At 39.7% G+C, this 18,984-nt stretch carries 15 protein-coding genes and 2 pseudogenes; 3 read left to right on the top strand and 14 right to left on the bottom strand.

What is annotated here, in order from left to right:
- Positions 1-5: 5 nt before the first annotated feature.
- The 5 genes from BSO02S_RS02775 to BSO02S_RS02760 form a co-directional block, all read right to left on the bottom strand.
- Positions 6-1,733, bottom strand: a complete 1,728-nt coding sequence (locus BSO02S_RS02775; protein WP_066062093.1) for a glycine betaine ABC transporter substrate-binding protein — start codon at positions 1,731-1,733, stop codon at positions 6-8.
- Between the two features lies 1 nt (position 1,734).
- On the bottom strand, positions 1,735-2,940 hold the full coding sequence (locus tag BSO02S_RS02770) for a quaternary amine ABC transporter ATP-binding protein (protein ID WP_066062090.1): 1,206 nt from the start codon (positions 2,938-2,940) through the stop codon (positions 1,735-1,737).
- A 255-nt stretch (positions 2,941-3,195) separates the two neighbouring features.
- A complete protein-coding gene (locus BSO02S_RS27830) occupies positions 3,196-3,594 on the bottom strand; it encodes a PDDEXK-like endonuclease domain-containing protein (RefSeq protein ID WP_235846846.1) in 399 nt (132 codons plus the stop codon).
- A gap of 25 nt (positions 3,595-3,619) precedes the next feature.
- Positions 3,620-6,949, bottom strand: a complete 3,330-nt coding sequence (locus tag BSO02S_RS02765; protein ID WP_235846845.1) for an AAA domain-containing protein — start codon at positions 6,947-6,949, stop codon at positions 3,620-3,622.
- A 321-nt stretch (positions 6,950-7,270) separates the two neighbouring features.
- Positions 7,271-8,173 carry an RCC1 domain-containing protein gene (locus tag BSO02S_RS02760; protein WP_066062087.1) on the bottom strand — a complete coding sequence of 301 codons (903 nt, stop codon included), beginning with the start codon at positions 8,171-8,173 and terminating at the stop codon, positions 7,271-7,273.
- A 381-nt stretch (positions 8,174-8,554) separates the two neighbouring features.
- On the opposite strand from BSO02S_RS02760, the pseudogene BSO02S_RS28600 reads away from it, so the two are divergent.
- Positions 8,555-8,702 (top strand): annotated as a pseudogene (locus tag BSO02S_RS28600) (PEP-utilizing enzyme); the annotation flags it as partial.
- 102 nt (positions 8,703-8,804) lie between these two features.
- On the opposite strand, the pseudogene BSO02S_RS28595 reads toward BSO02S_RS28600, so the two are convergent.
- The 4 genes and pseudogenes from BSO02S_RS28595 to BSO02S_RS02745 all read right to left on the bottom strand — a co-directional run.
- Positions 8,805-8,957 (bottom strand): annotated as a pseudogene (locus tag BSO02S_RS28595) (restriction endonuclease); the annotation flags it as partial.
- 111 nt (positions 8,958-9,068) lie between these two features.
- The gene (locus tag BSO02S_RS02755; protein WP_084374865.1) at positions 9,069-9,929 is read right to left on the bottom strand and encodes a GNAT family N-acetyltransferase; all 861 of its coding nucleotides are present in this window, start codon (positions 9,927-9,929) and stop codon (positions 9,069-9,071) included.
- A 169-nt stretch (positions 9,930-10,098) separates the two neighbouring features.
- Positions 10,099-10,665, bottom strand: coding sequence for an NADPH-dependent FMN reductase (locus BSO02S_RS02750; RefSeq protein WP_066062084.1), 567 nt, complete (start codon positions 10,663-10,665; stop codon positions 10,099-10,101).
- 11 nt (positions 10,666-10,676) lie between these two features.
- Positions 10,677-11,735 (bottom strand): LLM class flavin-dependent oxidoreductase, encoded by a 1,059-nt coding sequence (locus BSO02S_RS02745; protein ID WP_066062081.1) that lies wholly within the window; start codon positions 11,733-11,735, stop codon positions 10,677-10,679.
- A 142-nt stretch (positions 11,736-11,877) separates the two neighbouring features.
- Here BSO02S_RS02745 and BSO02S_RS02740 point away from each other — a divergent pair, with 142 nt between their 5' ends.
- Together BSO02S_RS02740 and BSO02S_RS02735 are read left to right on the top strand one after the other, a co-directional pair.
- Positions 11,878-12,234, top strand: coding sequence for a winged helix-turn-helix transcriptional regulator (locus BSO02S_RS02740; protein WP_066062078.1), 357 nt, complete (start codon positions 11,878-11,880; stop codon positions 12,232-12,234).
- Positions 12,235-12,510: 276 nt separating this feature from the next.
- The gene (locus BSO02S_RS02735) at positions 12,511-13,053 is read left to right on the top strand and encodes an NADPH-dependent FMN reductase (RefSeq protein WP_066062075.1); all 543 of its coding nucleotides are present in this window, start codon (positions 12,511-12,513) and stop codon (positions 13,051-13,053) included.
- 232 nt (positions 13,054-13,285) lie between these two features.
- On the opposite strand, the gene BSO02S_RS02730 is transcribed toward BSO02S_RS02735, so the two are convergent.
- The 5 genes from BSO02S_RS02730 to BSO02S_RS02710 are packed head-to-tail and all read right to left on the bottom strand — an operon-like array spanning position 13,286 to position 18,900.
- On the bottom strand, positions 13,286-14,929 hold the full coding sequence (locus tag BSO02S_RS02730; RefSeq protein WP_066062072.1) for an ABC transporter substrate-binding protein: 1,644 nt from the start codon (positions 14,927-14,929) through the stop codon (positions 13,286-13,288).
- Positions 14,930-14,982: 53 nt separating this feature from the next.
- Positions 14,983-15,897, bottom strand: a complete 915-nt coding sequence (opp4C, locus tag BSO02S_RS02725; protein WP_066062067.1) for an oligopeptide ABC transporter permease — start codon at positions 15,895-15,897, stop codon at positions 14,983-14,985.
- Positions 15,898-15,914: 17 nt separating this feature from the next.
- Positions 15,915-16,865 carry an ABC transporter permease gene (locus BSO02S_RS02720; protein ID WP_066062065.1) on the bottom strand — a complete coding sequence of 317 codons (951 nt, stop codon included), beginning with the start codon at positions 16,863-16,865 and terminating at the stop codon, positions 15,915-15,917.
- 44 nt (positions 16,866-16,909) lie between these two features.
- Positions 16,910-17,887 (bottom strand): ABC transporter ATP-binding protein, encoded by a 978-nt coding sequence (locus BSO02S_RS02715; RefSeq protein WP_066062061.1) that lies wholly within the window; start codon positions 17,885-17,887, stop codon positions 16,910-16,912.
- Positions 17,884-18,900, bottom strand: coding sequence for an ABC transporter ATP-binding protein (locus BSO02S_RS02710; protein ID WP_066062058.1), 1,017 nt, complete (start codon positions 18,898-18,900; stop codon positions 17,884-17,886). Before BSO02S_RS02710 ends, BSO02S_RS02715 begins: the two co-directional genes overlap by 4 nt.
- Positions 18,901-18,984 lie beyond the last annotated feature (84 nt).

Raw genomic sequence — 18,984 nt, 5'->3', positions numbered from 1 at the left:
CTAATTCACTTCAAATCTTCAATGGAATCAATATCCATATACTTTGGTACAACTAATCCATTCTTGGTTCCATGGAGGTTGGTTCCTAAATCAACAAAATCGTTTTTATATTGCTTATAAAATTCGTTGTGGGTACTAGGCAGCCAGGCGGCTACCATAGCGTCCGCGCTTCCGTTCGCCACACCGGCATACATAGGGCCGACCTCTACTTGGCTTAATTTCACATCATAGCCATTCTGCTCTAGGACCTTAGCGATGACATTTGTACTTGCGATTTCTGTATCCCAAGCGACATAGACAAGATTGATTTTTTCCCCATTGCCTGCATCGGCGCCCTTTGTCCATTGCGCCACTTTGTCCCCGTTAGCCTTAATCCACTTATCAGCTGCTTCTGTTGAATCCATCCCCCCTTTTATATCCACCATCACTGTTTCCATATCAGCTGGTTTCCAGTTAAATTGATCTAGGATGGTATACGCACCTGAGGCATCCTGTTCCAAACCTTTTCTTACAATGGTATGAATATCTTCAACCTCACCAAAGGACTTCTTTGGGTCTTTGAGAAATTTTAGATCATAAGTCGAGAACATCCAATGTGGTGCCCAACCGGTGACAATGATAGGTTTCTTATGATCATAAGCTTTCTTTAATTCAGCTGCCATGGCGGCAGATGAACCTTCTGCCAGCTGCCAATTATCCAGCTGATAATCTTTGATGGCTTTATTCGCTTGTGACATAATTCCTGCACCAGGTTCAATACCGATAATTTTATAATCCGTTTGGGCACCAATGCTGTTGTCGTTCTTATTTTTAGCCGTTTCTTTTGTAATTCCTGTCACAATCGCTGTCACGATGACCAGAACAGCTAAAATGGAAAAGGCAATTTTTTTCTTGAGCAAATTCTTATAAGCAGGATTCCGTAAGTTTTGCGAAATCCGGTCGAGTATAACGGCGATAAACACAATGGATAATCCCGCTTCGAAACCTCTTCCTACGTCAATTTGACTGACAGCCCTGTAAACATCTGCCCCCAGCCCCGGTGCACCAACTAATGAAGCCGTCACTACCATTGAAAGGGCCAGCATAATACTTTGATTGACCCCGGCCATAATCGTTGGTGTGGCGATTGGTAATTGAACCTTAAACAATTTTTGGCTGTTGCTGGAACCAAAAGCATCGGCTGCTTCAATTAAATCCTTCGGGACTTCCTTGATGCCTAGATTGGTCATTCGAATTGTTGGTGCAATCGCAAAAATAAACGAGGCAATAATTCCCGGTACCACCCCGATTCCAAAAAATAAAATAGAAGGAATTAAATAGACAAATGCCGGCATAGTCTGCATAAAGTCCAAAATCGGCGTCACGATTCGATGCACCGTTTTTCGTTGCGCACACCAGATTCCAACTGGGATTCCGATGATGATGGTAAGTAATCCTGATAATAAAACAATCGCAATGGTTTGAATACTGGAATCCCAATAGCCAAGATTATCAATCAAGAGCAAGCTGATGAGCGTAAAAATTCCTAATGGCCATCTGCTGGTATAGATGACTAATAGCGTTAAGACAATGATTAAGATAATGGGCGGACCCGCACTTAATACATTCACTATGATATCTAATAAGGACTCGATGGCAGTGGTTACCAAGGAAAAAAATCCTGCAAATGCAACGGTGACCCACCTAACCAGAACGTCTACCCAATCTCCTAAGGGGATTTTCGGTATATTCATCTCATTCACTCTCCAAATCGTTCAAGGAATCTTTATTTCCTGCCAAAGCACCGATAACGGCGCCGCGAATGACAATTCCTTGTAAGCGGTTTTCTTCATCGATAACGGAGATAGGCAGAATCGATGTGGCCATTACATCCATTAAATCAGTCAGTAATGTTTCACCAGAGACAGTTGGAATATCGGTTGTCATGGCATCCCCAATGGTTTGATTATGTTCTATGGCCTGCCGTGCCTGCTCAGCGGTAATGGCACCCAGAAGTTTCCGATTGCGATCAACGACAAAAATGCTGGAGTATCCCTGCTTCCGCATAATTTCCAACGCTACCCGCGGCCCTCGGTCGAAAGCGATTTTTTCTGCTCGTTTCATTACATGGGAGGCGGTTAATATTTTGGATAAATTAACGTCTTCCACAAACTTCTCGACAAATTCATTGGCAGGACTCATCAATATTTGTTCAGGTGTTCCCAGCTGAATGATACTGCCATCCTTCATCAACGCAATCCGGTCGCCGATGCGCAATGCTTCATCTAAATCATGAGTGATAAAGATAATCGTTTTCTTGTATTTCTCTTGGATTTCCAGCAATTCATCCTGCATATCTTTCCGAATTAGTGGATCAAGTGCACTGAAGGCCTCATCCATCAAGATGACAGTAGTGTTACTTGCCAGAGCCCTGGCTAGTCCCACCCGTTGCTGCATGCCGCCGCTCAGTTGTTTAGGCAGCTGGTTTTCGTAGCCTTTCAAACCGACGACCTCAAGCGCACTTATCGCTGTTTTGCGGCGCTGTTCAGCCGGGACTTTTTGAATTTCCAGCCCATATTCCGTATTTTCCACAATCGTTTTATGAGGAAACAAAGCAAAGTTTTGAAACACCATACTAATCTTTTTCTGTCTGACTTCCCTCAGTCTTGCCTCACTCATCTTCACGATATCTTCATTCTCAATCCGTATTTCTCCGATTGTTGGATCAATCAGCCTGTTAAACATGCGGATTAAGGTGGATTTCCCACTTCCGGATAAACCCATGATGACAAAAATTTCACCAGGATAAATTTCGAAGGAAACATTTTTCACCCCAACTGTCTGTCCTGTTGCTTTTAAAATTTCCTTTTTGGTCTTACCCTGTTTCAATAGATCAATCGCTGCTTTCGAATTATTACCAAAAATCTTAGAGACACTTTTGACCTCGATGTAGGGATTCATGCTGTCACCTCATTCTATTTATGACCGTATCATATACATTTTTTCCAGATGTTATTGTTTTATGTTACTTTAGAAGATTAAGTTTTGTATCCTGTTACTAGTAACCGCATAATTTTCACTTAAAAAGTCCTACATATCTTCTCCTAAAGCAAGGTTGACTTTCTAGATGAGGTATCGTCCCACGATACAATTGGAGAAGGCTTTAACAAAAAAAAACCCGACATTTTTAAAATGCCGGTCATACGTTTAAAAAAATTATTTAACAACCTTCTCCCGAACCACGTCTCTCTTCAACAATTCTTTCACTTTCCGATCAATTCTTTCAATCTCTGCTGATGAGTTTTTCCACCAATTTCGACTCCAGATTCGTTCAATTGTCCATCCTCTGCTTTCTAAGAACCGCTGACGATAAACATCTCTTTCCTTAGCATTGGGCGAGCTGTGATAAATGGCTCCATCGCACTCGATTCCCAATATATATCGGGATGAATCATGTGGGTGGATAATTGCCATGTCAATTCGATATCCTGACATACCTACCTGAGTGGTAACCGCGTACCCAAGGTTTCTCAGCTGATGATAAACTTGCTCTTCAAACGGAGAGTCAAAATGCAGTTCTTTATCCTGAACATGGGTATTCACACTTTCATTCACTTCTTGGACAACTGCGTTTATCTGATCAATTTGATACAGCCCTTACATATTTAAGGTAAGCCTTCAATAATTTAGGTCCCATTTGTGAAGTGTTGGCCACATTTAGTTCTTCCGGTTCAATACTCGAAACAACAGTGATTCCTTCTTTTGCCCGTGTGACCGCGACATTCAGCCGGTTTTCCCCGCCTTTTTGATTCAGCATCCCAAAACGGTTATAAACCTTGCCTTCCTCATTTTTTGCATAAGCAATCGAGAAGAGGATAATATCCCTTTCATCCCCTTGCACATTTTCAATATTTTTTACAAAGACTCTTTCATCAAGATCTCTAGTTAACATTTGATTGTAAACAGAGCCAAATTCTTCATCTTCACTTACTTGTTTATCCATCTGATCTTGTATCTTCGTTTGCTGCTTTGAGTTAAAGGTGATAATCCCAACCGTTTTACCCGGCTGATTTATTAATATTTCCTTAAGTATTTTAACGATCTCAATCGCTTCTACTTCATTTGACTGATTAATCCATCTTCCATCTACTTTTTTCCATTTAATCGCCGGTGGGTTTTTAAACGGAACAACATTTGGTGCTATTTGTACATGGCCGTTATAAAATGCATGATTGGAATAATTGATTAACTCTTCATATTTGGAACGATAATGCCATTGAAGGAGCTTTTCAGAAAACCTTCGCTTAGCTAAATTTAACAAGCTAATGGACTCGTCTGTATCATATTCTTCTTCGTCTTCATCATCATTAACAAAAGAGGATTGAAACAGATTATATGGCGGAAGCTGTTTTTCATCTCCAGCAATAATCACTTGTTTTGCTCGGTATACAGCCGGAATACCACTTTCCACCGTACATTGGGACGCTTCATCAAAAATAACCAAATCAAATAATCCTTCTTGCAATGGAAAAATGGATGAAACGATTTCTGGTGACGCCAACCAAACTGGCATTATATCTACGAGACCATTTCCCGCGAATTCGTTTACTAATCTCCGAAGCGGCCAAACCTGTTTCTTTTTCCCAACTTGGTGCTTCAATTCTCTGATATTCCTTGAATAGTTGGTTTGAACAGAGTCTACTTTTTTTGTGAGATTATGAATTAAAAACTGCGTTCCAACCTTTCTCTTTTCCTCAATAAGAGAGGCAAAAGATTCTCTAATTCTTGAAAATTCATTGGTTGAAATTTTCTGGACCTGTGGATTTCTTTTTTCCGATTGGTCAATCCATTGAACATAGGCTGAGTTTTTAAATAAATCAACCCAATAATCAGAAAGCGTTAATTCATTCTTCGCTGTTTTTTGTTGAAGAAGAAGGATCACTTTCTTCTCTACATCAGAACAGTTATTCCAAAATACATCCATTTGCTGAACCTCTTCAAAATCGCGATGAATGTACTCCACTATTTTATCTAATTCATTTATTGGAATATCTCCCTCTGAAATTCTTGTTTTTAGACTATTCACCATAGAATCATTGAGAAATTTCTTTAATTTATCCACTTCTTCAGCCATTTCTTTAGTCATTTTACCCAATAGATGCATAATAACTAAAGATTTCTTAATCTTAAGCCATTCCGATGAACTTGTTCCTTTGAATTTTTCACCCTCAAGCAATTCTTCAATAATGCTCTTACCCGAAAAAGAAGTCCACCACCACAGCCTTACTCCCTGTAAGGTTCTTTTAGTACCATCCTCTAAATCAGGATAAATTTTATCAAGTTTACTTTCTATTAACCAAGTGTAGCCCGGAGTAATTTTTTCATGGTCCAATGAGTCAATATATTCAACCGCTTTTTTCGCTTTATCAATCGTATTGTTCAATAGCTCAATTGCTTCAAGCTTTTCTTTCATATTAAAATTAGCGAATGTTTTACGCTCTTTTAATGGGAAATCTTCATCACCAAAACGATCAAACCATTCCGCATAGGTGTACACTTTTTCAGATATATCCACTAAAATATCTTTATTTAAGGCCGGCAGCACCTCAAGCAAATCAACTATTTGATCGGTCTCCCCAATTGGCTTAGCTAATCCATATAAATCATATAATCTTAAACCAAAGTCTTGGTAATTAAACAGTGCATCAGCAATACTGTTCAACAACGCTTCTTGAGAAGATAACTTTTTTGAAGTGGAGGACAAATGATTAATCGCATTTTCAAAGGAAACTTTATTTTGCTCCAGAACAGCTCCCACTTTTGCATAAAGTTTTTTTCGATCATTCTTTTCATCATGGACAAGTGCCACGTGATTGCTTAACCCTAATCCATCAAGCCGTTGGTAAACGACGTCTAAGGCTGCACGCTTTTGACAAACAATGAGTACCTTTTTCTCTTGTTGAAGCGCATCCGTAATAAGATTAACAATCACTTGGGACTTACCTGTTCCAGGCGGTCCATGAACAACCATTCCTTTTTTATAACGCGCTTCTTTGATAATTTCTTCTTGCGAGCCATCTGCTTGTAATAGGTTTAATATGTCAAAATTATCAAGATGATTCGCCTTTTCTATTTCAAGCTGGTCGCTTCCAGTATCAACTTCTATATCTTGTGGCTCAATAAGTTCACCCGCTAAAGATAAATCACTTTCCTCAGATAGGACAATGAGTTCCTCATAATCTTTAACTAATGAAGAGCCACCCTGAGGGAAATTACCAATGACCGCATGCTCTAATAAAGTAAAATTGGCAACCCCCGGCACTTCTTCTTTTCTATATTCTTTCAGTTTGGTGATTCCTTGAGGTGTAAATGCTACATTCATTTCATGCTTTTTTAAAAACGAAAGCCATTCTTCAAAGTTGTACTTGGTTGATATTTCCGCAGCTTGTTCAAAAAAATCTTCTGAAAATGTTTGGTTGTTTAACTTTTTAAAAGCTAAAAACAAAGTCCGGTTGATTTGAGCACCACCATCATCTATTTTGATTACCCATTTTTGTGCGTTAACATTATTTTTTTCAAGTCTAATTGGATATAAAAACAATGGCGCTTGAAAAAACGTTCCATCTGACAATGTCCCTGATAAAAATGGAAAACCAAGATAGAAATCATGAATCCCGGTTTCGTCTTCAATTCCTTTAATATTTCTAAATAAATCAGTAAGTTTTCTGGAAAGACTCATGGAAACTTCATTATTAATAGTTGGTTTTAAAAGAATGACTTCATTCTTGGACTGATTAACAATTTGTTCTACCATCGATGCGCTTACTTTTTCCTTGGATAACTTTGATATGGTATCCAGTTCTGTTAAATCAAAGTTCCACTTATTATAAAGCTTCAATAATCGTATGGAGCGATTACGTCGACTAATATCATTGAGCTTATCCCTCATATGTATTAACTTATCTTTCATTTACAGGACCTCTTTCAGCTGTTACATATCCAATACTATCCATTATATATTCAACCTTTATCGGTTATTCTTTTTTGAAAAAGAAGAATTAATCGTTTTGACTCAACAACATCATCCATAAAATAGTCATGATCCCCAACTGCCACTCTCCCACACTGAGAACAAGCCTTACAAATATAATAGAGTCTATTCCCCTTCTTATCAACGCTCCTTTATTTTGATTATGTCCTCCTCGGCGCAGACATTTCAATCCTGAACAAGCGAATGGAAGAGGGGGTCTTTATGATCCCTTTTCAACATACTTTTACGGATACCAGAAGACTAATTGTCGGGCAGTTGGATGCCGCGCCAGCCGTTTACATCGCATTGGCCATATTCATTATCACCCACAGCCACCACCGTTCCGTCCGATTTAAGCCCGACGGTATGGGCACACCCCGCCGCAATCGCCACAATATCGCACCAGTCACTTACATTACATTGACCATACTCATTCCAGCCTATAGCCGTAACAGTACCGTCCGATTTAAGGCCGATGGTATGATTACTACCCACCGCGACCGACACAATACCTCGCCAGCCGCTTACATCGCATTGGTCATGTTTATTCAAACCCACAGCCATCACCGTTCCGTCCAATTTAAGACCGACGGTATGAAGGTAACCCGCCGCTGCCGCCACTATGTCGCGCCAGTCGCTTACATTGCATTGGCGATACCGATTATTACCCATAGCCATCACCGTTCCGTCCAATTTAAGACCAATGGTATGCCAGTCGCCCGCCGCGACTGCCACCATATCATGCCAGCCGCTTACATTGCATTCACCTTCATTATTTCGGCCCACAGCTACCACCGTGCCTACCGATTTAAGCCCAATGGTACGACGCCAACCCGCCGCAACCGCTACAATATCGCGCCAGTCGTTTACATCGCATTGGTCATGCTTATTCCACCCCACAGCCGCCACCGTTCCGTCCGATTTAAGACCGATTGTATGAGCATTACCCGTGTTCGTCGCCATATGAACATTACCCGCCGCGACCGACAAAATATCGCGCCAACTGCTTACATCACATTGGCCATATTTATTATCACCCACAGCCGTCACCGTTCCGTCCGATTTAAGACCAACGGTATGACGACGACCCGCCGCTATGGTATCTTTTGGCCACCGTTTTTGTTTCAAATTTTTTTCATAAGGATTCCAAATTTCAATATTCATTTTCCTCACCTCACTAATAAGTATATCAGTTTGAAGCAATATTCTATTTTTAGATTAAGGAGATTCTCTATAGCAACATTTTGTTAAAATAAAGTGAACCTGGGACGCCAACCACCGCAGTCTCCATCACTGGGGAATGTTTGTATAGAACCTATTCCACTTCACGGGGATAAATAGTAAATCCCCCACTAATCATTTCCGACTTACGGTCTACTAAATACAAGTTATAGGCCCATTCCTCTGTGAAAAATTCTCGTTTAATCTCGTGTTTTGATTTAATAGAAGACCTGTAAATAATGTTTATTAACTAAAATTTGCTGTAAACATTTATATTTATATTTAAATATTTTGTTTTTATTTTATGATAAGAGAGGGAAAGAATTGGAGGTATCCATAAAAGGCCTAGTAGTCACCGAAGTTGCTGGACTAATGACCCCACGAAGCAGTTATCGCTTGTGAATATGGGTTGCCAGCAGTTGTCGGAGTGGAGAATCCTACGAAGCTGATCAAAATTACATTAAAATCATAAAAGAAGAGCAATCGAATCTCGGTGCCTGACCCCCATTGAAGTAACACTTTACTCCACTGGGGGTCAGGCACTAAATATCAGCTTCCTCACCTAAATGACTTGTTCTTCTAGACGAAGGACTGCTTCCACATCGGTTCCTTTTGTTTCTAATACAAAGTACAGTTTTTCTTCTCCATCTTTTTTTATGACTGTCGCTCAGTAAGGAATGTAATTTCCAACTGGCGTTTCAATTTTAAACCAACTTGGTAGTTTTACGGAAAAAAAATGCCTACCCGTGAAAATCCTTCTAACAGGAATTCTCCTTATTAACCTCCCTGTTCCCATCTGTAGGCTTTTTCCTTCCCAGATCCATCAGATTTCTTATGGTTATAGGTGTAAGTACATCTCAAATTGTTGCAGATTTCCCTTTTTAAAACCTTGCTTCTTTAAAAATCCCTCGAGAAGGCTGTTATTGGGAAAACCTGCCGACATTCTGGAGAGATTGAGGTCTTCAACGGCTGTTTGCAATAGCTTTGTACCTACTCCCTTCCCTCTTTCTTTCTTATCGACCATTAAAAAATGAATGGTTCCGGCTTCTGAAATTGCTAAACATCCTGCCAAGCGGTCTTGCATCATGGCAATATAAAAATTGGTATTACTAGTTTTTTCGATATAGTCGTGATCATTCTGCCAATTAATATGATATTCCCATTTTCCACTTGCTTTCTTGAACTCTTCAAAATAGATTCGATTAATAAAGAACTCTGAGCAAGGGTTTTCCAAGAGTGATAAATCTTCAAGGGTATAGTAGACAAGATCATAAATTTTCTCATATCCAATCTTTTCATAAAAACGAACCGCCTGATCATTGCCGACAATTACTTCAAGAAATAACTGCTTACAGCCGTGTTTCACTGCCTCTTCTTTGTGAAGTTCAAACAATCTCTGGCTGATCCCCTTTCCTCTGTAATCTGGATGAACCGCTAATGTTCCGCATCTCATCGTTTGGATACCTTCATACATCTTCATCCCACCTAAAATAACACCCACCGGTTCGTCCTGATCAAAGGCAATAAAGGAGTTCTCTCTCCTATTTCCTTCCGGACCAAAGAACCGCTTCAGGAATACACCCTCAGAAATATACATTTTAATAATATAATCAGAAAAGCCCGTATGAAAGGCTTGGTAAATAAAACGATCCTCTACTTCTGTACAACAGTAATACTGAATGCTATTTTCTAGTTTCAATTGATCCTGTTCTCCCTTCGTAATCGTTATTTGAAAAAGATTTTGTAATAGATGAATCCCTTGAGTAATATTAAATTCGGTGTTTCTTTTAAAATTCCTACCCTTAAATTCGAGTAAGCGTAAAATAGTCCCCGTCTTATTAAGAAAATGGGGACTATTTCACGCTTACTTAAAAATCATATTTCGCTTCTTTTTCTTTCCGAATTTTTGTATACGTTTCTGTTAGCAGAATGCTATCTTCCACTAAACGTTCAATTCGGAAGAACACATCATCATTCACAATTTCTTTACGATGAAAGTCCTTTTCTTCGATAAATACGTACGTTTGAACGATTTGTGCTTTCATATAAGCTAAAATCGGCTTTAACTGCTGTTCAACAATTAAGTAGTGCTTGGGTGTTCCAGCTGTGACAAGCATACTCACGACTTTATCACGGAAAGCATTCACCGGTAGTAAATCAAAAATGTTTTTTAACGTCGCTGGAATGGAAGCCTGAAAAATAGGAGTACCAATGATAATAGCATCAGCTTCCATAATTGTTTTTGTCACAAATCCTGTATCACCTTCATACTCCAAGTAGCTACGTCCATCACTAAATTGAACGTCATATTCAGCTAAGTCTATTAATGTCACTTCCGCGGCTGGATATTTCTCATTGACTGATTTTAATGTATAGTTCATAGCAGTTCGTGTTTTCGATCCCACGATTGAACCTGATATACCGACAATTTTCATGTTGATACCTCCTATTTCTTTGCTGTATATTTTTTAATTGCTGGTAAAATTTCTGTACCGATTAGCTCAATATTCTTCGCTAGTTTTTCAAATGGCACACCACCAAAATCCATTTGGGCGATATACCGTTGATGGCCAAACAGCTCATGTTGATAGAGGATTTTTTCAATTATTTGCTGGGGACTACCGACATTCATTACATCTCTTGTGTCCGCACTCTGTGCAAAGTGCTGCTTCGGATAGCCTCGTCCGTTAATGAGCTGCATTCCTTGGTTAACGTGAGGATATACCTCTCTTTGTGCCTGTTGTGTCGTTTCAGCTGCATAAAAGAAGCCGGCAGTTGAAATTGGCAGTTCGGATGGATCAAAGCCGCTACGTTTTGCAGACTCACGGTATGCATCAATAGACAGCTTAAAGCTAGTAGCAGGACCGCCTAATGTAGCCAGAAACATCGGAACACCTGCCAAACCCGCCTTAATCGCACTAGCAGGTGGTCCACCAACTGCACGCCAAATCGGCATCGAGCCGTTTTGCGGACGAGGAATTACCCTCGCATTGTTTAATGGAGCGCGGAATTGCCCACTCCAATTGACAACTTCCTGTTCATTAATCTTCAATAGCAGCTCGAACTTTTCTTCAAATAACTCTTCATAATCACGAACGTTATAGCCTAATAAATCAAAAAGCCCAATTCTTGATGCACGACCAGCAATAATCTCCGTACGGCCCTTCGAAATCAAATCAATCGTTGCAAAATCCTCGTACACACGAACCGGATCCGACGTGCTAATAATCGTTGAAGAGCTCGCGATTTTAATTTTATTTGTGGCCTGAGCAATTGCTGCTAAGACAACAGAATGTGCCTGCGTTGCAAAATACTCCTGATGACTTTCCCCAACACTAAAAAAGTCAATCCCTGCTTGCTCCGCTAGCTTCGCTAAATCAATAATTTCATGAATACGTTGTTCTGCAGAAATACGTTCTCCTGTAAGCGGATTTGGGATATGATCCCCTAGTGTATAAAGTCCAAATTCCAGACCCTTGCTTTGATCAATCCGATATTTTTCCATTTTCAATCCAACCTTCCCATTGTATCTAAGATCCTTTTCTTTTTTTGTTTATAATGTTATTATGACTCGTAATAATAATTTGTGGAAGTACGCACTTTGAAGTATCATAGTATACATAATGATACTATTGGAGGAAAGAAATATGGACAAACAACCTGAATTATGTCGTGTAGAGGATGCTCTAAATATATTAGTAGGAAAATGGAAACCCATTATTTTATTAGTCTTGTTACAGGAAGGCACGAAAAGGTTTAGTGATCTAAAACGAAGAGTGCCAGGAATAACGCAAAAAATGTTAACAAACCAACTTCGTGAGTTAGAGGAAGAGGATATTATTACACGGAAAGTATATCCACAAGTGCCACCAAAAGTAGAGTATTCGATTACTGAATACGGAAAGACTTTAGAACCCATTTTAATCGCAATGCATGAATGGGGAACAGCACATACAATACATAAAATGAAAAAAGCCCAGCAACAATCTCATCAACCAAGCTGACGATGTCTACAATATCAGCATTTTCCCTATAGGAAGCCATTCATAAGGAACAACGGCTGTTTATTGTGAAATTACATTAGTATAGTATTTGATACTATGTTACTTTAAAGTGGCTACTTTTAATCCCCCAAAATTATGATTATAATAAAAATGATAAATGGAGGATAGGCATTTGTATTTTTGTACAACATATCATGCAGACGTCCATTCACACCAAAATCAAAGAATAGCTCATTAAACATAATCAACTGTCATACAAACATCGGAGGTCTCAAAATGAAAGTAGTAGCAATTGTCGGTAGTATTCGGAAAGATTCTTTAAACAAAAAATTAGCCGAATACATAAAATCTCGTTATATTAACAAATTTGATCTGGAAATTTTAACATTGAATGATATCCCAATGTACAATCAAGATACCGAAAATGATCCACCACAAGCAGTTGTTGATTTTAAAGCAAACGTAAAAGCAGCTGACGCTGTTTTATGGCTAACACCTGAATATAACGGTACGGTTCCAGGCGTTTTAGTAAACGTAATTGACTGGTTATCACGTGTAGATAAAGTCATGATTGGAAAACCATCCATTGTGATGGGTGCTTCTATGGGCAACTTAGGAACGGTTAAAGCACAAATGCATTTACGTGATATTTTATTTGCTGGCGGCGTTGCCTCACCGGTACTAATCGGTAATGAAGTTTATGTAGGTGCAGCACATACGAAAATTGATGCTGAAGGTAACTTAACAGATGAAGGAACGGTGAAATTTTTAGATTCTGTTATCGAAAACTTTATGACTTGGATGAAAAATTTCCAATAATTATCATGCAAAGGGGCTGTCCTCAAAAGCAGTAATCACATCATTGACTTTTGGAAGCCCCTTGCCTTTTATCAATTTTTCTTCCTTGCTTACCTATTTTGAGTAAAAAACGTTCCAGTTCTGTTCCCTGATAAAGCTGTATAGCATAAAAGAATGCAGCCCGGTTCAAGACCAAGCTGCATTTTTTGCGCTTTTTCATATTGCCAACAATTTAGAAAACATTACCTGTTTCTTATTTTTCAATCACCCAATCTTGCACGTTATAGAACATGCCGAATTGCTTTGGAGTGCCTACTTTTACCTTCTTTGAAACAGCTCCCAACTTATAATCTGAATAAAGTGAAAGGGTAGGAAGGTCTTCATGCAAAATTTCCTGAACTTTGTTGTAGATCTCTTTTCTCTTTTCAGGGCTTGGTTCCAATTGTCCTTGCGAAAGTAATTTATCTATTTCCGGATTACTGTAATCAGAAAAATTAAAAACTGCATTTGTAGAATAATACGAACTTACATCTGGATCAACTTGGTAAGGGATTCCAAGGAACATGATATCAAAATCATGTTTTCCGGCTTTTTGCATATGTGTTGGAAAATCAAACTTTTGAATTTGAACATTAAAACCAACTGCTTTTAAATTCTCTGCAATAATAACGGATGCTTGTTCACGAACCTGGTTACCTATTGGGACATTAATGCGAATGGGTTTACTCTTATCCCAGCCTGATTCCTCAATCAATTTCTTTGCCTTTTTCGGATCATAATCATAATTTTTAATGTCTTTATTAAAATATGGATGAAGTTTTGTGTACGGTCCATCGATAATCTCTGCTTTTCCTTTTAACAACTTCTCAACAATTTGAGGTCGGTTAATCGCATAAGCAATGGCTTGGCGCACTTTCGGATCATTGAGCGTCTTAATGTTAAGGTAAATCTCTTGGTAATCATATCCCTTTCCATCAACGATATCCACATTGGCCATATTCTTTACCTTTTCAATATCTTGAATGGCAATGGCACCGATTGATGGATCATTCATATCAATTTCACCAGTTTGCAGCTGTGCTGTAATATTTGCTTGTGGGATCACTTTAAAGAAAAGCTTTTCTGTCTTTGGTGCACCCCGGTAATAACCCGGATTTGCTTTGAGTTCAACTTGAGTTTCCCCTTTGAGGTCTACAAGTGTGTAAGCACCGCTTGACACGGTCGGTTTCAGCATAGCTGGATCTTGATGAAGAGTGGCAGGGTCTTTATCTTTTAAGATATGGCTTGGTAATGTTCTTATATTGCTTACTGAATTGCTTAGATTCGCTTTAAGAAAGTTGGGATCGACCGGTTGCTTTGTATGAATGATAAATGTTTTGTCATCCACAATTTCAATGCCCTTTACACTTTTTTCACCTTTAGCCAGATGTCCTTTATCATCCAGCCCTTCAATCACATTTAGGGTTTGTAAGCCAGTACTTTGAACAGCGGGATTCGCCAAGGTGTCAAATGTGAATTTAACATCTTCTGTTGTAATCGGCTTACCGTCCGTCCAATTCGCCTTTGAATTTATTTTCATAGTAAAGGCTTGGTTATCGGTTGTTTCAAAGCTTTCTGCTAGTTTAAATTGAAATTCTGTATTTTCATCGACTTCAAAGAAGGGGTCGAACAAGATGGACGCAATGTTCATAGCCCCTACATCCTTCGCATTAATTGGATTCAACGCACCCACCGCATTAGAAATTCCCACAACGATGGTATCCCGAAATCCTGCTCCATTACTTTCCTTGCCTTTTTCCTTTGATGCGGTAGATGTCTCATCAGCACCTGAACATGCACTTAGGAATAGCAAAACAAGCGAAAAAATGGTCAAAAACTTAATTTTTACATTTTTCATCAATTACCCCTCTTTTCTTTTATAATTTAATGTTTAACACCAAAGCAACCTTACTATTTCAATGTTTTCGGGTCTAGTGCATCACGCAGACCATCCCCGATAAAATTGATAGATAAAACAACAATGACTATCATCATTCCCGGGGGAACCCAAAGCCATGGCTGTGATGTTAATACCGTTAAGGACTGGGCATCTGTCAACATGTTTCCCCAGCTGGCCGTAGGCGGCTGAACTCCCATGCCTAGAAAACTAAGTGCGGCTTCAACAATAATGGCAGCGGCAATTCCAAATGTAGCTTGAACAAGAATTGGCGCAATCGCGTTGGGTAAAATATGCCGAAATAAAATCCTTGGTGTACTTAATCCAAGCACAACTCCTGATTTCACAAAATCAACATGCTTTAACGAGAGAACGCTGCCACGGACAAGTCTGGCAACTGCCGGCCAGCCAAGCAGGCCTAAAACCAATATGATATTCAATAGGTTTGGCCCCAGAATACTTACAACAACAAGAATTAACATAAGACTGGGGAATGACATGAATACATCTGTTAAACGCATTAATAAAATATCTACCCATCCGCCAAAGTAGCCTGAAACCGCACCTACAATCGTACCAATGACACTATAAATCAAAACTGCTCCGAGTCCGACCATCATCGACACGCGGGAAGCAAAGATTAAGCGAGTGAAAATATCCCGCCCCACTTGATCGGTGCCTAACCAATGCTCCGCTGAGGGAGGCGCAGAAAACTCGTCATAAACCTGATAGGGCTCCTTAGGTGTTATTGCAGGTGCAAAAATAGCAACTAGGATAATGACAAGCATGAAAATACTGCCAATCACTGCTAAGCGATGTTTTATAAAACGTTTTACGATGAGTTGAAAAGGTGTTTCCTCCCCGCTAATCTCTGAAGGGGAAATGGATGTTTCCAATCCATTTTTAACTACTGTTTCGAGAGTAGGCATAAACACTCCCTCCTTTCTTACTTATATTTAATCCGTGGATCAACAAACGAATAAAGAATATCCGTAAACAGGTTAGCAAATAAAACCATGAAAGCCGTTAATAGATTTAATGCCATCAAGGTCGGATAATCTCTTGACATAATCGATTGAATGGTAAGCTGTCCCATTCCCGGCCACTGAAAGACTTGTTCCGTAATGACCGCCCCGCCTAGTAAGAAAGGGATTTCAAGACCTATAATGGTTATAATCGGAATGAGGGCATTTTTTAAGGCATGTTTATTGGTTATGACTATTTCTTTTAATCCCTTTGCCCTTGCTGTTCGTAAATAATCCTGACCTAAAACCTCCAGCAGGCTTGCCCTAACATAGCGGACATATTGTCCGGCAATACCTGTCGCTAGAACAAGAACCGGGAGAATAAGATGCCTGACCTTATCGAAGAAATCATCCTCACGGCCGAGGGTCGCGATTCCTCCTGCAGGCAGCCATTGCAATTGAACAGCGAAGATATAAATAAGACCCAAGCCCATGAAAAAATGCGGGATTGAAATTCCAAGAAAAGATGTTCCCGTAGCAAAATAATCGAGCTTGCTGTATTGCTTAACTGCACTAATAATGCCAATCGGAACAGCAATGAGTAATCCGACAATAAGAGCGAGGATCGTTAATTGAAAAGTGGGACCAACCCTTTCCAAAATTATCTTTGTGACAGGTTCATAAGTTGAAAATGAATAGCCTAAATTGCCTTGGAAAAGGTTTCCCAGCCAATGAAAGAATTGAACCCAAAGCGGATCATTCAAGCCTAATTGTTCTTTCCGTAAATTGATAAGCTCCTGAGAAGTATTAGGGTCGACAAACATCTCAACCGGGTTTCCCGGCGCCATATTAATAATAATAAAGTTAACAACCGTTACCCCAAGTAAGACTGGAATCGCAATGAAAAGCCTGCGGATAATATATGGAACCAATTTTGCACCCTCTTTCTGGAACGTTACTAAATTTCTATTTATACCTACTTAATGGCAAAGCATGCAACACTATGTTCCTTCCCTTTCAGAACCGGATTTTGTTCCCGGCAAATCGCTGTTGCAATCGGACAGCGTGTATGAAAACTGCATCCGCTCGGAGGGTTGGCCGGGCTTGGAACATCGCCAGGTATGATGATTCGCTCTTTTGACCTTAATTCAGGGTTTGGAATAGGATAAGAGCTTAATAGTGCTTTCGTATAAGGATGCTGGGGATTGCGAAAGATTTCTTCTGTTTTTGCTACTTCAACGATCTTACCTAAATACATCACAGCAATTCGATCACTGATATATTTCACAGCACCTAATCCATGGGCAATAAATAAATAGGTTAAATTTAATTCCTTTTGCAAATCCTTCAGAAGGTTTAATATTTGGGCCTGAATGGACACGTCCAAAGCGGAAACGGGTTCATCGCAAATGATTAGTTTTGGATTTAAAGACAGTGCCCTGGCAATTCCAATCCGCTGCCGCTGCCCGCCGGAAAATTCATGTGGATAGCGGTTTTTATAGCTACTAGGTAAGCCTACTAACTCCAGCAATTCATCAACGCGTTTATGAAGGTTTTCTTTCCCTACTACCTGATGAATTTTCATCGGCTCCTCAAGAAGGTCCTTGATTCTCATTCTGGGATTCAATGAGGAATATGGGTCTTGAAAGATTATTTGTAAATCCCTGCGGATGTCTTTCATAGTTTCTTTGCTGATTTCTTGATCTTGAAAGTACACCTTACCCTCTGATGGATGTTCCAATCGAACAAGGGTTTTGCCAATAGTCGATTTACCACAGCCCGATTCTCCTACTAACCCAAGCGTTTCACCAGCATTTATATAAAAATTCACTCCATCTACGGCTTTAACGTGACCAACCGTTCTTGATAGAATCCCTTTTTTAATAGGATAATAGGTCTTTAATTTTTCTACTCTTAATAAAGGAGTCGCTGCTTCACCCATCGTTATGGTCATGTGACTAATTCCTCCTTTGGTTTTCCGAGGACTGGATGTAAAGGGGCTTCCTCCATTAACCAACACCTTACTTTGTGCCCTTCCTGGATTTGCTCCAGCTCCGGCTGTTCCTGCTGGCAGCGCTCCGTGGCGTATTGGCATCTTGTATGGAACCTGCACCCTTTTGGCATTTGCTTCACACCTGGCACTGATCCGGGAATAGAGACAAGCCGCTGTTCATTTTCATATTCCAGATGTGGAATCGACGCCATTAAGCCCTGCGTATAAGGATGTTTGGGATCCTTAAAGAGGGTGAATACATCCGCTTCCTCCACTACCTGGCCAGCGTACATGACGATTACACGGTCAGCTGTTTCCGCAATAACACCTAGATCATGGGTAATAAGGATGATTGCCGTTTTTGAACCTTTTTGTAGATTCTGCATTAATTGTAAAATTTGAGCCTGGATTGTCACATCAAGTGCTGTTGTTGGTTCATCCGCTATTAGCAGCTTGGGTTTGCATGCCAAAGCCATTGCTATCATAACTCTTTGCCTCATCCCACCCGATAATGCATGAGGGTACTCCTTCATAATTTCACTCGCTCTTGGAATTCCGACCTTATTCAACATTTCAATTGCATAATCTTTTGCATCTTTTGACTTCATTTTTAAATGGAGCTTTATTCCCTCAATCATTTGATTCCCTATCGTGAATACGGGGTTCAAGGAGGTCATTGGTTCCTGAAATATCATCGAAATTTCATTTCCTCTAATTTCTCTTAAGCGTTGTTCTGACACCTTTGTCAGTTCTTCATCGCCGAATAAGATTTGACCCTTTTTTACTTTTCCGTTTTTGCCGAGCAGCCCCATAATTGATAAAGAAGTAACACTTTTACCACATCCGGATTCACCAACAATGCCGAGTGTTTCCCCGGGATTGACCGCGAAGCTAACCTCTTCAACTGAAGTCACTTCTTCTTTATCTGACTGAAATGCAATTTTTACATGATCAACTTCTAGCAAAGGCCTCATTTCCTCACCACACTTCCTCAAAAACTATAATTATAAATTTTAGAAATATTCAGTCTTTTAAAGACCTGTTGATTCACATTTAAG

This window comes from Neobacillus soli NBRC 102451, from assembly GCF_001591665.1.
GTDB classification, from domain to species: Bacteria; Bacillota; Bacilli; order Bacillales; family Cytobacillaceae; genus Neobacillus; species Neobacillus soli.
Note: the sequence above shows the minus strand (reverse complement) of the source record. Positions and strands in the feature narration are given on the sequence as shown.

Coding starts and splice junctions, on each gene's coding strand:
- BSO02S_RS02775 (WP_066062093.1), bottom strand. CDS start 1,733: ATGAATATACCGAAAATCCCCTTAGGAGATTGGGTAGACGTTCTGGTT.
- BSO02S_RS02770 (WP_066062090.1), bottom strand. CDS start 2,940: ATGAATCCCTACATCGAGGTCAAAAGTGTCTCTAAGATTTTTGGTAAT.
- BSO02S_RS02765 (WP_235846845.1), bottom strand. CDS start 6,949: ATGAAAGATAAGTTAATACATATGAGGGATAAGCTCAATGATATTAGT.
- BSO02S_RS02760 (WP_066062087.1), bottom strand. CDS start 8,173: ATGAATATTGAAATTTGGAATCCTTATGAAAAAAATTTGAAACAAAAA.
- BSO02S_RS02750 (WP_066062084.1), bottom strand. CDS start 10,665: ATGAAAATTGTCGGTATATCAGGTTCAATCGTGGGATCGAAAACACGA.
- BSO02S_RS02745 (WP_066062081.1), bottom strand. CDS start 11,735: ATGGAAAAATATCGGATTGATCAAAGCAAGGGTCTGGAATTTGGACTT.
- BSO02S_RS02740 (WP_066062078.1), top strand. CDS start 11,878: ATGGACAAACAACCTGAATTATGTCGTGTAGAGGATGCTCTAAATATA.
- BSO02S_RS02735 (WP_066062075.1), top strand. CDS start 12,511: ATGAAAGTAGTAGCAATTGTCGGTAGTATTCGGAAAGATTCTTTAAAC.
- BSO02S_RS02730 (WP_066062072.1), bottom strand. CDS start 14,929: ATGAAAAATGTAAAAATTAAGTTTTTGACCATTTTTTCGCTTGTTTTG.
- opp4C (WP_066062067.1), bottom strand. CDS start 15,897: ATGCCTACTCTCGAAACAGTAGTTAAAAATGGATTGGAAACATCCATT.
- BSO02S_RS02715 (WP_066062061.1), bottom strand. CDS start 17,887: ATGACCATAACGATGGGTGAAGCAGCGACTCCTTTATTAAGAGTAGAA.
- BSO02S_RS02710 (WP_066062058.1), bottom strand. CDS start 18,900: ATGAGGCCTTTGCTAGAAGTTGATCATGTAAAAATTGCATTTCAGTCA.